We start from the raw sequence: 13,078 nt of genomic DNA, 5'->3' as shown, positions 1-13,078 counted from the left end.
CGGGCTTGTTTTGTTCTCTGGTAGAGCAGAGCAGGCTCAGGGCTACTGAAAGCCCGCTCCGTACCGCTTAGCGGTCGGAGCCGGGTAGTTTACCTCTACACCCCTCGGAAAGAAGCGCTATCATAGAAGTCCGTCGAATAAACTCCCTTCGTAAAACCTCGCGAGGCAGATCGGATGGATTGGGTAGAAAAGGTGCTGGAAAAGATCCGGGAATGGGTGGAACGTGTGATCGACACCCTGCTGGGGAACCCCCAGCCTCAACCTGCTCCCATTCCGGTAGAAGATGGATCCCATCGTCGTCGTTAATCCGACTGCCATTGCCCCCGGCGGCGAGCCTCTCAGCCTCTTGGTACTGCATGGCCCCAACCTCAACCTGCTGGGGGTGCGAGAGGTGGGCATCTACGGCTCAGTATCCCTAGAGCAGATCGATCAGGCTCTGCATCGGCAGGCAGAAATGCTAGGGGCGAAGCTGGAGATTCTCCAGTCCAACCATGAGGGGGTGCTCATCGATGCCATTCACCGTGCCCGCCAGCAGCATGTCGGCATTCTGATCAACCCCGGCGCCTATACCCACACCAGCATTGCTCTCCGAGATGCCATTGCAGCCGTAGGATTGCCCACTGTGGAAGTCCACCTAAGCAACATCCATCGCCGCGAGCCCTTCCGCCAGCACTCTTACATCGCCGCCGTAGCGATTGGGCAAATCAGTGGTTTTGGGGCGCAAAGCTACCTGTTGGGGCTACAGGCTCTGGTGCAACACCTGCGCCTGCAATCTGTGTAGGATCTGTGTAGGTGCCCTCAGCTCTCCAGGAACTCCTGCACGGCTGTGCGAATAAAAGCTTCATCCTCGGGGTTTTGATGAGGATTACCGGCCCGGTGCCCCCAAATGGAGGGGATGATCTTGTAAACCGCGTTCGGGATCCATTCTGCCTCAGCCCGACAATCTTCTGGGGTGAAGTACAAATCCGTCTGGGCGGGCATCACCAATGTTTGGGCCTGAATTGCCCTCAAAGCAGCCCGATAATCTCCCCGGTGAATGGGGTTGTCGCTGATATCGCAGCGGATCCAAGTTTCGATCATCGATAGCAAATTCTGCGGATCCCGGCGGCGGTAATTGGCCTCCCAGCCTCGCTCTAGATAATCTTCGAGAGAGGCATACCCCAAGGATTCATAGCATTTTTGATTGAAAAAAGGTTGGGAAACAGCCCAACTGGCGTAGATGTGGGCAAAAGCTCGCAGACCCCGCTCTGGGACACCCGTAAATCGACGACCGTTCCAGGCGGGATCGGCAGTTAGGGCTGAGCGCAAACTCTCCAGAAAAACCCGATTGTGAACTGTGGTCTTGGCGGTGCCACAGAGGGCTACGATCCGTTCCACCCGCTCAGGAAACAGGGATCCCCAGTGATAGGCTTGCTGAGCCCCCATCGACCAGCCGTAGATCAGGCGGATGCGTTCGATCCCAAAGTGTTGGCGAATCAGGCTCTCCTGCAGGCGCACATTGTCCCAGTGGCTAAACCAGAAGCCATCTTCCCGCAAGCCACAGGCTGGATCGTTGCTGGGGGAAGTGGAAAGGCCATTGCCCAGCATATTGGGAATGAGGATAAACCACCGCTGCGGGTTGAGGATGCCGTCGGGACGAATCAGCCACTCCAGGTCGGGATGCTGAGCCCCATAGGAGGTGGGGTAGAGGATCAGGTTGTCTTTTCGGGGGGAAAGAGTCCCGTAGGTGGCGTAGGCGAGCGTGATTTGGGGCAGTTGGATCCCGCACTGTAGCTGAAAATCGTTCAGGCTCCAGGTGTAGTGAGTCATGCCTGAAATTGTTCAATCACCTGACGATGAACCCGCACATACCCCTGCCCTAGATGAGCCAGATGGGGCTTGAGGTATTGATGGGCATCGGCCAAAGCATGAAATGGAATGGAGGGGTAAAGGTGATGCTCAGCATGGTAAGGCATATTCCACATCAAAAAGCGGATCGGCCAAAGGGTAAGGGTGGTGCGGGTATTGGAGAAGGGATCCTCGGTTTGGCTACAGCCCGTGTGCTCTGCCAGCAAAATGAAGCGCAAGAGCGGCTGCCCTACCGCCAAAGGCAACAGCCACAGCCACACTATCCAGGGATCCCCCAGCAGAAGGGAGAGCAAGCTCCCAAGGCCGTAGACCCCTAGCTGCAACCGCACCGAACGAATGACCTCTTGGCGGGCCGATTCAGGAATGTAGGGATAGCCTTGCAACTGGCCGCTGGCTATGCGGATGTAGGTCTTCACCTTGCCGATCCACCAAGTCAAGCCGCTCAGCTCGAGCAAATACTCCGGCCAGCTCTGGGGTTTGGGATCCTCCAGCTCCGGATCCTTGCCCGGAATCTGGGTATAGCGGTGGTGCCATTTGTGGTATCGGCGATAAAAAGTGCTGTTGTAAAACGAAAGCAAGCCCGCCACCCAGGCTACCCCGTCATTCAGTTTTGGGCTGGCAAAAGCGGTGCGGTGTACACATTCGTGCAAGGCAGCAAACATCGTCGCCAAACTGGCCCCGTAAACCACCAGCGCCGGCAGGGCAATCCAGCCACTGACACCTTTCTGGGTCACCCACAGGCTGCCACTCACCGCCATCACCGCCAAATGTCCCAAAAGCTGCCGGAGCCCGGCTGAATTGGAGCGGACATTCAGTTGTCTGAGGCGCTCGCTCGGGATCAACCGTTGCGGATCCGGCAAAATCGGTGTTGTCTCGACAGCCATGGCCTGTTCTTGTGAGCTACGAGAATGGATAGAAGTTATCCAATATCAAACCGAGGCCAGACCTTTCCGCCTGTGTCCAAGACAACAAAACCCTGGACCAAACTCCTAGCCATGACTGCGGGGATCCGGCTGACTGGGGAGGGCGCGCCTGCCCCGCTCCAGCTCAGACACCGGCCCGATGTTGGTCAACTGCAGGGGCTGTCCAGTTGCCAGAGCCAACACATTGGCTCGCAGAATCGACGGCGGCTGTTCGCCAATCGCCGATCCCAGCACTTCTCCCTGCCGATCCAAAAACAGAAAATGAGGGATGCCGTTCACCCGGTAGCGGCTCAGCTCCGGCAGCCACTTGGGATTATCCACATTGAGCATGACAAAGTTGACTTGATCGGCAAATTCCTTTTTGAGATTGGCCAGGAGGGGCGCCATCGCTCGGCAGGTGGTGCACCAATCGGCGTAGAACTCCACCAAAGAAGGCTTGCCATTGGCCTGAGCTTGCTCCCAAGGTATGGCTTCTTGGGCTAGAGCCTCTAGGTTGCTGCCCGCCTGACGCCCTTGGTTAGCCAAAAACAGTCCTGCTGCCAAGAGCACAGCTACTGCGGCAATCAACCCGTTGCGCAACCGTTTTGCCCAGTCTTCCTTCATCTTTCCTCACCTTGCCATCCGCTGGATCTGACCTTAGCCGTCGCCTTCACCGTTTTAGCATCCCACCCTGTCCCACCGGTTCCGGCCAGAACTGGGTCTATGCCATCCCACGATCTTGGGCCGGGATCCCGGCTGGAGAAGAGGGCCAGGTGAGCGATAATGGGTGCGGCGTTTGCACCGATGGCTCAGCGATGCGCATCTCCTTGAAGTGGCTGCGAGAACTGGTGGATTTCCAACTTTCACCCGAAGAACTGGGAGAGGCCCTCACCCTGGCGGGGTTTGAAGTGGAAGAGATCGAAGACCGCCGCACCTGGGCAGATGGGGTGGTTTTGGGCAGGATCCTGGCTGCCGAGCCTCACCCCAACGCCGACAAGCTGCAGGTTTGCCAGGTGGATTTGGGATCCAATCGGCCTGCCACCATTGTCTGTGGAGCTGCCAACGCCCGCCCTGGGATCCTGGTAGCAGTGGCCACGCCCGGCACCCATTTGCCCGCCCTCTCCCTCACCATTGCCAAAGCCGACAAGCGGGGGGTGATCTCGGAGGGCATGATCTGTTCTCTGGCCGAGCTGGGGCTGGAGAAATCTTCCGAAGGGATCCACGAATTCCCGCCCGACTTGGATCTGGAGGCCCATCCGCTTGGCTCTGATGTGCGTCCTCTTTTGGGCTTGGACGATGTGGTGCTGGATCTCACTTCCACCGCCAACCGGGCCGATGCCCTGAGCATGGTGGGGATCGCCCGCGAAGTGGCTGCCCTCACCCGCAACCCGCTGCGCCTGCCCCCCGTCCAGCCTCTTCAGGCCAAGCCCATCCCCAACTTTCAGTTGCGCATTGCCGACGCCAAAGCCTGCCCCGCCTACAGTGGCGTGTTGATCGAAGGGGTGAAAGTCGGCCCTTCCCCCGACTGGCTAAAACACCGACTGGCCGCCGCCGGCATGCGCTCCATCAACAATGTAGTGGATATTACCAATCTGATCCTGCTGGAATGGGGCCAGCCCTTGCACGCCTTCGACTGGGATCGCCTGCTCCAGGTCATGGGCAAGAAAAAACCCACCATCGAGGTGCGCTTGGCCCAGCCGGGAGAAACCTTAAAGACCTTGGACGGCCAAACCCGCACCTTGCAAGCCGACAGTCATCTCATTGTGGCCGGCAGCCAACCGGTAGCTCTGGCCGGGGTCATGGGAGGGGAAGAAACCGAGGTCGGCTCGACCACCACTCGCATTTTCTTGGAAGCAGCCCTATTCGATCCAGCGGTGACGCGGCGCTCGGCCCGGTCTCAAGGTCTGCGCACCGAGGCTTCCACCCGCTATGAGCGAGGGGTTAACTTTGCCACCCTCGATCAGGCCCGAGATCGGGCGGTGCAGTTGATCCTGGAACTGGCAGGGGGAGCAGTGGCCGGCCTCACCACCTTTGACCAGCGGCCCCCCCTGGAACGCAGCCTGAAATTGCGGCTGTCGCGGCTGATCGATGTGTTGGGGGACGAGGTGCAGGCGGCGGATGTGGAAGAGATCCTGTCTGCCTTGGGCTTTCAGCTCTCCCGTTGCGAAGAGGCCAGTTCCCAGGATGCTCTCTCCCCCGCTACAGAAACGGCAACTGTGGCCCGCTGCGTCTGGCAGGTCGCCGTTCCCCCCTATCGCCTGCGGGACATTGAGCGGGAGATCGACCTCATCGAGGAGTTTGCCCGTCTCTACGGCTATGACCGCTTCTCGGAAACCCTACCCACCGAGCCGCAGGTGGGATCCCTTTCGGCGCGGGAAACGTTCACCCGCCAGATCCGAGAAGTGCTGCGCGGCATTGGCCTGACAGAGGTATATCACATCTCCCTCTGCCCAGCGGAGGAGGATGGATCTTTGGTGAGGATTGCCAATCCACTTTCGCCGGAATATTCAGCCGTGCGCAATGCGCTACTTCCCGGCCTGGTGGAGGCCTTCCGCTTCAACTGGGATCAAGGCAACGGCCCGCTCCAAGCCTTTGAAATCGGTCGTGTTTTTGCCCATGCCCTTCCCCCCAACCCCCACCCTTACCGGGAAGCTGAGCATATCGGCGGTATCTTGGGCGGGGATCCCAATCCCCACGATTGGCAGCACCGCAACCGACCCATGGACTGGTTCGAGGCCAAGGGGCTGCTGGTCTCCGCTCTGGAGCGGCTGGGATTTGGCCCGGAGTTTCGTCTGGATCCCCCTGAAGAGCAATCGCCGCTGCTGCACCCCGGTCGCCAGGCCAGTTTGTGGATTGAGGGATCCCGCATCGGTTTGTTCGGGCAACTGCACCCCCGCCTCTGTCAGGAAAAGGGGCTGCCAGATCAGGTCTATGGGTTTGAGCTGCAGTTGGATCCCTTGCTGGAAAGCCTGGAGAGACGGGGCATTGTGCAATTTGTCCCCTTTTCGCCCTTTCCTGCTGCCGATCGGGATATCGCCTTCTTTGCGCCACTCGACCTTGCCGTTGGTGAGATCGAGAAGGTTATCCGTCGAGCGGGCGGAGAACTTCTCCAATCGGTGCAGCTTTTCGACGAGTACCGGGGCCAAGGAGTACCTGCAGGGCAGCGCAGCCTTGCCTTCCGCCTAGTGTACCGCGCTCCCGATCGCACCCTCACGGATGCGGAGGTAGAAGCTCTGCAAAACCAGGTGAGGGCGCAGTTGGCAACACAATTTCCGGTGACCTTGCGCAGCTAGCCGACCCCTCTGTAGCTACTATAACATCCTCCCGGCGCTCTTCCTGTGGACAGGGCGCGGGACTGATTGCCCCTGCACCCCGTTAGCTACACCGCTGGGAAGCCCCGCTCTCTATTAGGGGCTAGTGACTAGTGACTAGTGGCTAGACACTATCCAGGGTGAGAGTCGGGATGAAAGGCGGGGACATGATGTTTTGTCCTTGACTGGTGCCATAAACATAAAAAGTAGCGGGGTTTTATACACTGCCGCTATAAACATCAAGTACAGGGTGGTGGGGCATCCCGTCCTTTTCGCGCTAGCAGCGCGGAGCGCTAACCGGAGTCACTGTTCGCGTCAGCGGGACGGAGTCCTTGAAGCCCGCACTCTCTCGCTTTAGCGGCGCGGAGCGCTTTGCATCAGCATGAGTGCGGGAGTATGTCACTTAAACCAGAAGCAGATCTCAGCTTTTGCCCAGCTTCAGCATCTGATCCACCACCCCTAGGGTTTCTTCGTAGAGGTAGTCGGGGCCAAGCCGCTGCAACTCGGCAGCCAGCAGGGTGTCGAGGGAATCCTGCTCCAGGGGAGCCACCTGGCGAACCACACATCTCTGAGCGCCCCCCATGGCTTCCATGCGCATACACCCTGTGATTTCGGAGCACAGCACAGTACAGGCGTCGGCTTCTTGGTTGCTGGAGGTGAGGCGCAGCCCGATGAGATCCCCCGGCTGGCTGATTTCCGAGGCCAAGGGCACAGCGGCCAGTTCTGCCATCACCTCGCCGCCCATTTGGGTTTGAAAGCGGATGCGGTCAATCTTGTAATCGTGTTCTTGAGCCTGAACCCGCTCTGTGGGAGTCCATCCCAGGCGACCGGCCAGCCAGCCCAGGAAGAGGAACGCCTGGCAGGGATTGCCGGCTTTGTAGTCGAGGTTCACGCGATCTACGAGGTATAGGGACTCCCGCCGGTCGGGAGGGTCAAAGGCTTGGGCGGTGAGTTCCTGCCAAGGCAGCAGCCGCCGCCAGTTGAGATCCCCACAGTGGCGCCCCTCACCCACCAAGAGGTGGATTTCCTGCAGATCTTCTTCTGGATTGACAAAGCCCCGTGAATCGACAATGACCCGATTGCTCAGGGCCACCAATTTTTGAAACAGCAAGCTGTTCAGATCCAGATCCCCCTGCCACCACAAAAAGGTGGGCAAGTTGGGGATCAGCAGCGAGGCGACCGTGCTGCAGGCCCGCACAAAGGCCGATTCGGGCGCTTTCAGGGTGATGTATTCGCAACAGACCAACGAGCTGCGCTGCTCACGGGTCACCGGACAGTAGGCGGCCACCTGGGCCTCGATGGCGTCGTCTGCGGATCCCTCCCGTTTGGCTCGCAGGTCAATGACGCGACAGGGGTTCTGGGTGGCGATGGCTTCGACGGTGGGGGAAGGCAGCAACAGCGCATCGTCCAGAGATTCGTACACCACCAGGGTAAAGGTGGCAGCGCGGGCGGCAACGCTCTCTCCTTTGGAAGACCAGATCTTGTTCAGCTCCTGCTCAATATCTTCGATGGAGACATCTTTCGGGGTTTGTAGGGGCAGGACGGCAGCAGATTGATCCATAGTCTCCTCCTGGAGTGGACTCTTGCTCGATTCTAGGCAGGCGGGTCGGCTGGCCGGGAAGGGCTTAAGGCGAGGTACAGATTGACCAACTCAAGCCTGCTCTCCGCACTTGCTCCAGGAAACTCGAGGCTCAAGCAGGCCGAGGCTGGATGTTCAGCTCCAAGGGGCGGGCGGGATCCCCTGTCAACAGGACTCCGCGGCCATTGGCGTGTAGGTGCCGCACAATCCAGTACAGGGTTTCTATGCGCTCCGGGCAGCCCAGTTTCTCTGCCAGTTGGGGCAAAGTCAGGGATCCCTGCTGCTCCTGCACCGTCTCTAGCAATCGCCGTTGCAGCTCCAAGACGGCGCTGGCGGCTTTTTTGCCTGCTTCCACCCCCGGTTGATGGTAGGCGTTGATCTGGATTAGGGAGGCATAGAGGCCCACGGCTCGTTCGTAGAGGGCAATCAAGGCCCCCACCGAGCGGGCATCTACCCGTGGCAGCGTCACGGTAATGGAGTCGCGACCGTTTTCGTAGAGGGCCTGGCGGGTGCCCTGCAGCAGGCCGTTCAGGTAGTCGCCACTGGTCACCTGCGGCTCCACGAAGGGGGAAGGGATCCCAGGCTCCCGATCCTGAAGCACCTCGATGAAGGTGACAAAGAAGTTGTTCAAGCCATCCCGCAACTGCTGGACGTAGGCATGTTGGTCGGTGGTGCCCTTGTTGCCGTAAACGGCGATGCCCTGCTCCACACGGTTGCCGTTTAGATCGTGGGATTTGCCCAGGGATTCCATCACCAACTGTTGTAAGTAACGGCTAAACAGCAGCAGGCGATCCTTGTAGGGCAAAACCACCATGTCCTTGCGCCCTTGCCCTTGACCGACGATGTACCAGGCCATGGCCAGCAGAGCGGCGGGATTGCGCTCCAGGTGGGGCAGGCGGGTGGCCTCATCCATGGTGGCTGCCCCGGCCAGCAAAGCCCGGATATCAATGCCCTGCAACGCTGCCGGCAACAGGCCCACCGGGGACGTTTCGGAGGTGCGCCCCCCCACCCAGTCGAAGATGGGGAAGACCTCCAACCACCCCTCCTGCCGCGCCTGCTGCTCCAATTGGCTGCCGGGGCCGGTGATGGCCACCGCATGCGCAGAAAAAGGGATCCCAGCCTTTTGGTAGGCCAGCTTCACCTCCACCAAGCCATTGCGGGGCTCTGGGGTGCCGCCGGATTTGGAGGTGGTGATCACCAGGGTTTGCCCCAGTTGGTCTGCCAGCCGCCCCAGCACCCGGTCAAACCCGTCGGGATCCGTGTTGTCGATGAAGTGGATGTTCAGGGGGGGGTGCAGCGGAGCCAGGGCCTCCGCCACAAATTGCGGCCCCAGAGCTGAGCCGCCAATGCCGATGCAGAGCAGCTCGGTGAACCGTCCCCCCCCGCTGGCCGGGATGGTTCCGCGATGGATCTTTTCGGCAAAGGTTTCCACTCGCTCAATGGAATCCTGAATGGCCTGCCGGATTTCAGGGGTGGGAGCCAGCTCGGGCGCCCGCAGCCAATAGTGGCCCACCTGGCGGCCTTCGTCGGGGTTGGCAATGGCTCCTGCCTCCAAAGCCTGCATATCGGCAAAAGCCTGGGCAAAGCGAGGCCGTAGCGCTTCCACCTGAGGGGGAGTGAAACGGATGCGGCTGATATCGACGAAAATCTCCAGGCCGGGATGGTAGTAAAGCCAATCGCAGTAGCGCTGCCAGAGTTCGAGGCTGTCCATGGGATCCCTTTTGCCGAAATCCCTAACCAGCTTACCAAACTCTTTCTTACTCCCAGCCGAGGGTTGTGCGCTCCAGCCAGGACTGATCCAAACTGATGAGTGCCTCTTTGACCCCCACACCGGTCTCAGGGTGACGCCAGTCGGGAGCGATCTCCCCCAAGGGAGCTAAGACAAAAGCACGTTCCATCATGCGGGGGTGGGGCAACGTCAGCTCAGGGCTGTTCAGGATGCGGCTGCCCATGGCCAGCAGATCCAAATCCAGGGTTCTGGCCTCCCAGCGGATGCGCCGCACCCGTCCTGCCTCCTGCTCGATGGCCAGCAGCGCCCCGAGCAACTCCAGGGGAGACTGGTAGGGGGGAAAGGGATCCAACGCCACCACTGCGTTAAGGTAGTCAGGCTGTCCGGGTGGCCCCCCTTGGGCTGGGCTGCGGTAGAGACTGGAACAGGCCACCACCTCTCCCAACCGGCGCAACTTCTGCACAGCCAAGCGCAACTGCTGCAGCGGATCCCCCAGGTTGCTTCCCAGGGCAACATAGGCCAGGTCACGATTCATGAGGCTTCCGCCCTGCTTACGGCTCGCCGGCGGTCGACCTCGACGTAAACATCCTCGAACAGCCCCGGCAGGGGAGCATGGGGCTTGTGAACCCGCACAGTTAGGGCCTCCAGTTGGGGATAGCTCTGCCACAGCCGCTCTGCGATCTGATCCGCCAAGGTCTCGACCAAGCGGTAGCGTTGGCCGGTCACCTCCTGCCGCACCCTCTCGTACACCTGGGCGTAGTCCACCGTGCGCGAGAGGTCATCTTGGATCTCGGCTAGGGAAAGCCGTATCTCCACGTCCACCACAAAACGCCCACCCAAAACCGCTTCCTCCGGGCAGTGGCCGTGGTAAGCATGAAAGACAAGGCCCTGCAGCACCAGCCTACCCTGCGTCATGGTGCAGAGCTTCCCAAGTGGCGAGGGCGGAAACATGAGCCGGCACGTTGTGAACCCGTACTAGGGCAGCCCCCCGGCTGGCTGCAAACAGGTGCACGGCCACGCTGGCGCTGTCTCGCTGATTAGGTACGGCAATGCCGGAAAGCTTACCCACAAAACTTTTGCGGGAGGCCCCCACCAAAACTGGGTAGCCGTAGGCCACCAGCCGCGGTAGGGCTTTGAGCAGGGTTACATTCTGCTCGGCAGTTTTGGCAAAGCCCAAGCCCGGATCCAAAACAACGCTGGGCACGCCCGCTGCCAGGGCCCGCTCTGCCTGTTCCCTGAGAAAACCGAAAACCTCCCCCTCCAGGTCAGCATAGTCGGTCTGCTGCTGCATGGTGCGCGGTTCTCCCCGCATGTGCATGATCACCGCCGGCACCCCCTTTTCGGCACAGACCTGTATCATTTGGGGATCCCGCAGCCCGCTGACATCGTTGATGATGTGCGCCCCGGCAGCCAAAGCCGCAGCCGCCACCTCCGTTCTGCGCGTATCGACGCTGATGGGGATCCCGGATCCCTGCAAAGCTCGAATTACCGGCAAAACCCGGTCGCATTCCACTTCTACCGGCACCGGATCTGCCCCTGGGCGGGTGGACTCGCCGCCAACATCCACCATCAAGGCCCCTGCCGCCGCCATGGCCTCGGCTGCCTGCACGGCTGCTTCTGGGGATCCCCACTGGCCGCCATCGCTGAAGCTGTCGGGGGTAACGTTTAGCACCCCCATCACCCCAACGCCCCGCCAAGAAAGACGGTAGCCCTCTGGCGTCTGTTCTGCCCCAGGCAGAGGACGTCGGGAGATCAAGCTGGTAACACCCATAACCGCTGCAGGCTGCCGTGTTGCAAAAGCAGGGGGAAAAGTCTCCCACTGCCTAGGATGGTATTGCCGTCAATCCCAAGGCTGGCGCAAGCCCAACAGGATTCTACAAAATTTTTTACAACGTCCTTACAGAGCCACGATTGGTGAAAGGCTGCCCCTGCCGGCTCAAGCGCAAGGAATGGCCCCCGCCGACAGAGGAAGCTCTCCCGCTCTGGCTAGAACATGATGTCGTCTTCGGAACGACCCCAGATGCACCAAATGATAGAGGCAAAGATTGCCATGTAAACCCAGGCCATCGGGCCGTATTGCAGCAGATCCATCAATACATCCCTAAAACATTTGTTTATCTAGTCCAATTATTGTGATGTTTCGTTACAGCGTCAACCGTTTTCTTAGGAAAAGGCCCCCTCTCAGACCCAGCCGGAGCTGCGCTGGGATCCCTTGTCCAGGGCGGGTTAAGTCTTTTTGCCTAAAGACAGGGAGCAAGTCTTCAGTTTCTGAGAAAACCCAGCTTGCCTGAGAGATGCAGGAGGATAGGGAACTAGACATTGAAGCGGAAGTGCATCACGTCCCCTTCCTGGACGACGTAGTCTTTGCCTTCGCTGCGCAGCAGGCCCTTTTCTTTGGCGGCATTCAGGGATCCCGCCGCCACCAGATCGGCATAGGCCACCGTCTCGGCCCGGATGAAGCCCCGCTCAAAATCGGAGTGGATCACCCCGGCTGCCTGAGGGGCTGTGGCGCCGACTGGAATCGTCCAAGCGCGGGTTTCTTTGGGGCCAGAGGTAAAGTAGGTGCGCAAGCCCAACAGCTCGTAGGTGGCTCGGATGAGAGATTTCAGCCCGCCCTCTTTTACCCCTAACGAATCCAGATAGGCCTGTCGCTCGTCGGGGGGCAGCTCCACCAGTTCCGCCTCCACCTGGGCTGAGACCACCACCACACCTGCCCCTTCCGCCTCGGCAAATTGCCGCACCTGCTCCACCCAGGCATTGCCGCTGGCCAGATCCGTTTCCGCCACATTGGCGGCGTAGATGACTTTTTTGCGGGTGAGCAGCCCCAACCCTTTGATCAACTGCTCTTCTTCTGGGCTGAGGGGTACCAGGCGAGCCGGCTTGCCCTCGTCCAAGGCAGCCTGTAATTGTTCCAGAGCCTGCAACTCCAGTTGGGCGGTTTTGTCGGACTTGGCCTGCTTGCGCACCCGCTCTATGCGCCGCTCGATCTGGGCCAAATCCGCCAAGGCTAGCTCCAAGTTGATCACCCCGATATCCCGCAAGGGATCCACCGAACCCGCCACATGCACAATGTTCTCGTCTTGGAAGCAGCGCACCACGTGCACCACGGCGTCCACCTGGCGAATGTGGGAGAGAAACTGGTTGCCCAGACCCTCCCCCTTGCTGGCTCCAGCCACCAGCCCGGCAATATCCACAAACTCGATTTGGCTGGGGATGATCTCGGCAGAACCGCTGATCTTGGCCAGCACCTGCAAGCGCTCGTCGGGCACCGCCACCCGCCCCACATTCGGCTCAATGGTGCAGAAGGGAAAGTTGGCCGCCTCGGCTTTGGCATTTTCACAGAGGGCGTTGAACAAGGTAGATTTGCCTACGTTGGGCAGGCCGACAATTCCAGCTCTCAACATCCAGATCTTGGGGAAAAAGCCAAAAACCAGGGTAACGGGATCCCTTGCCCAGCGGAAAGATCCCTACTCTGACGTTAGCATTTGCCGCCCCTTTCCCAACCGGTGGATCCGCTCCCAAGCGCTCCGCGCCGCCAACGCCACCACCCTCGGCTCCTCTCCCAAGAGAACTGTATTTTTTGTCAGCTGCACAGTGTTGGGCAGCTGAGGTCTTTTGACATCCTCCCCGGCCTTTAGGCCGGAGATTCCTACCACGCTGCGCATGGATGGCTCCTTGCGCAGTCGTCTCGGCGGGTTCCTGCTTCCGA

The 13,078-nt window shown here is 60.0% G+C and carries 13 protein-coding genes; 3 read left to right on the top strand and 10 right to left on the bottom strand.

Going from position 1 to position 13,078, the window contains the following annotated elements; genetic code table 11:
- The first annotated feature begins 174 nt into the window (after positions 1-174).
- Together ACVWXW_RS13970 and aroQ are read left to right on the top strand one after the other, a co-directional pair.
- Positions 175-306 carry a hypothetical protein gene (locus ACVWXW_RS13970; protein WP_011434447.1) on the top strand — a complete coding sequence of 44 codons (132 nt, stop codon included), beginning with the start codon at positions 175-177 and terminating at the stop codon, positions 304-306.
- On the top strand, positions 284-781 hold the full coding sequence (gene aroQ / locus ACVWXW_RS13965; protein ID WP_414344089.1) for a type II 3-dehydroquinate dehydratase: 498 nt from the start codon (positions 284-286) through the stop codon (positions 779-781). Before ACVWXW_RS13970 ends, aroQ begins: the two co-directional genes overlap by 23 nt.
- Positions 782-798: 17 nt before the next feature.
- Here the strand turns inward: aroQ and ACVWXW_RS13960 are convergent, their stop codons facing one another.
- The 3 genes from ACVWXW_RS13960 to ACVWXW_RS13950 all read right to left on the bottom strand — a co-directional run bounded on the left by ACVWXW_RS13960 (position 799) and on the right by ACVWXW_RS13950 (position 3,374).
- A complete protein-coding gene (locus tag ACVWXW_RS13960) occupies positions 799-1,809 on the bottom strand; it encodes an alpha/beta fold hydrolase (protein ID WP_011434449.1) in 1,011 nt (336 codons plus the stop codon).
- Positions 1,806-2,732, bottom strand: coding sequence for a fatty acid desaturase family protein (locus ACVWXW_RS13955; RefSeq protein ID WP_457404311.1), 927 nt, complete (start codon positions 2,730-2,732; stop codon positions 1,806-1,808). Before ACVWXW_RS13955 ends, ACVWXW_RS13960 begins: the two co-directional genes overlap by 4 nt.
- A 105-nt stretch (positions 2,733-2,837) precedes the next feature.
- Positions 2,838-3,374 (bottom strand): thioredoxin domain-containing protein, encoded by a 537-nt coding sequence (locus ACVWXW_RS13950; protein ID WP_457404309.1) that lies wholly within the window; start codon positions 3,372-3,374, stop codon positions 2,838-2,840.
- Between the two features lie 191 nt (positions 3,375-3,565).
- On the opposite strand from ACVWXW_RS13950, the gene pheT reads away from it, so the two are divergent.
- On the top strand, positions 3,566-6,043 hold the full coding sequence (pheT, locus tag ACVWXW_RS13945; RefSeq protein ID WP_457404312.1) for a phenylalanine--tRNA ligase subunit beta: 2,478 nt from the start codon (positions 3,566-3,568) through the stop codon (positions 6,041-6,043).
- A 439-nt stretch (positions 6,044-6,482) separates the two neighbouring features.
- Here pheT and ACVWXW_RS13940 read toward each other — a convergent pair whose 3' ends face one another.
- The 7 genes from ACVWXW_RS13940 to ACVWXW_RS13910 form a co-directional block, all read right to left on the bottom strand.
- The gene (locus tag ACVWXW_RS13940) at positions 6,483-7,622 is read right to left on the bottom strand and encodes a glucose-6-phosphate dehydrogenase assembly protein OpcA (protein WP_414350034.1); all 1,140 of its coding nucleotides are present in this window, start codon (positions 7,620-7,622) and stop codon (positions 6,483-6,485) included.
- A gap of 130 nt (positions 7,623-7,752) precedes the next feature.
- Positions 7,753-9,351, bottom strand: a complete 1,599-nt coding sequence (locus tag ACVWXW_RS13935) for a glucose-6-phosphate isomerase (RefSeq protein ID WP_457404307.1) — start codon at positions 9,349-9,351, stop codon at positions 7,753-7,755.
- A gap of 46 nt (positions 9,352-9,397) precedes the next feature.
- A complete protein-coding gene (folK, locus tag ACVWXW_RS13930) occupies positions 9,398-9,904 on the bottom strand; it encodes a 2-amino-4-hydroxy-6-hydroxymethyldihydropteridine diphosphokinase (protein ID WP_457384017.1) in 507 nt (168 codons plus the stop codon).
- A complete protein-coding gene (gene folB / locus ACVWXW_RS13925) occupies positions 9,901-10,284 on the bottom strand; it encodes a dihydroneopterin aldolase (RefSeq protein WP_414375071.1) in 384 nt (127 codons plus the stop codon). Before folB ends, folK begins: the two co-directional genes overlap by 4 nt.
- Positions 10,271-11,140: a dihydropteroate synthase gene (folP, locus tag ACVWXW_RS13920; protein WP_457404305.1), complete on the bottom strand. Its 870-nt coding sequence runs from the start codon at positions 11,138-11,140 to the stop codon at positions 10,271-10,273. Before folP ends, folB begins: the two co-directional genes overlap by 14 nt.
- 541 nt (positions 11,141-11,681) lie before the next feature.
- Positions 11,682-12,773 carry a redox-regulated ATPase YchF gene (ychF, locus tag ACVWXW_RS13915; RefSeq protein ID WP_011434459.1) on the bottom strand — a complete coding sequence of 364 codons (1,092 nt, stop codon included), beginning with the start codon at positions 12,771-12,773 and terminating at the stop codon, positions 11,682-11,684.
- Between the two features lie 63 nt (positions 12,774-12,836).
- The coding region (locus tag ACVWXW_RS13910) for a hypothetical protein (protein ID WP_457404303.1) at positions 12,837-13,078 on the bottom strand (242 nt) is incomplete at its 5' end.

The organism is Thermostichus sp. MS-CIW-30, from assembly GCF_054058015.1.
Note: the sequence above shows the minus strand (reverse complement) of the source record. Positions and strands in the feature narration are given on the sequence as shown.

Excerpts from the sequence above, each read along its gene's own strand:
- ACVWXW_RS13970 (WP_011434447.1), top strand. The coding sequence starts at position 175 with ATGGATTGGGTAGAAAAGGTGCTGGAAAAGATCCGGGAATGGGTGGAA.
- aroQ (WP_414344089.1), top strand. The coding sequence starts at position 284 with ATGGATCCCATCGTCGTCGTTAATCCGACTGCCATTGCCCCCGGCGGC.
- ACVWXW_RS13960 (WP_011434449.1), bottom strand. The coding sequence starts at position 1,809 with ATGACTCACTACACCTGGAGCCTGAACGATTTTCAGCTACAGTGCGGG.
- ACVWXW_RS13955 (WP_457404311.1), bottom strand. The coding sequence starts at position 2,732 with ATGGCTGTCGAGACAACACCGATTTTGCCGGATCCGCAACGGTTGATC.
- ACVWXW_RS13950 (WP_457404309.1), bottom strand. The coding sequence starts at position 3,374 with ATGAAGGAAGACTGGGCAAAACGGTTGCGCAACGGGTTGATTGCCGCA.
- pheT (WP_457404312.1), top strand. The coding sequence starts at position 3,566 with ATGCGCATCTCCTTGAAGTGGCTGCGAGAACTGGTGGATTTCCAACTT.
- ACVWXW_RS13940 (WP_414350034.1), bottom strand. The coding sequence starts at position 7,622 with ATGGATCAATCTGCTGCCGTCCTGCCCCTACAAACCCCGAAAGATGTC.
- ACVWXW_RS13935 (WP_457404307.1), bottom strand. The coding sequence starts at position 9,351 with ATGGACAGCCTCGAACTCTGGCAGCGCTACTGCGATTGGCTTTACTAC.
- folK (WP_457384017.1), bottom strand. The coding sequence starts at position 9,904 with ATGAATCGTGACCTGGCCTATGTTGCCCTGGGAAGCAACCTGGGGGAT.
- folB (WP_414375071.1), bottom strand. The coding sequence starts at position 10,284 with ATGACGCAGGGTAGGCTGGTGCTGCAGGGCCTTGTCTTTCATGCTTAC.
- folP (WP_457404305.1), bottom strand. The coding sequence starts at position 11,140 with ATGGGTGTTACCAGCTTGATCTCCCGACGTCCTCTGCCTGGGGCAGAA.
- ychF (WP_011434459.1), bottom strand. The coding sequence starts at position 12,773 with ATGTTGAGAGCTGGAATTGTCGGCCTGCCCAACGTAGGCAAATCTACC.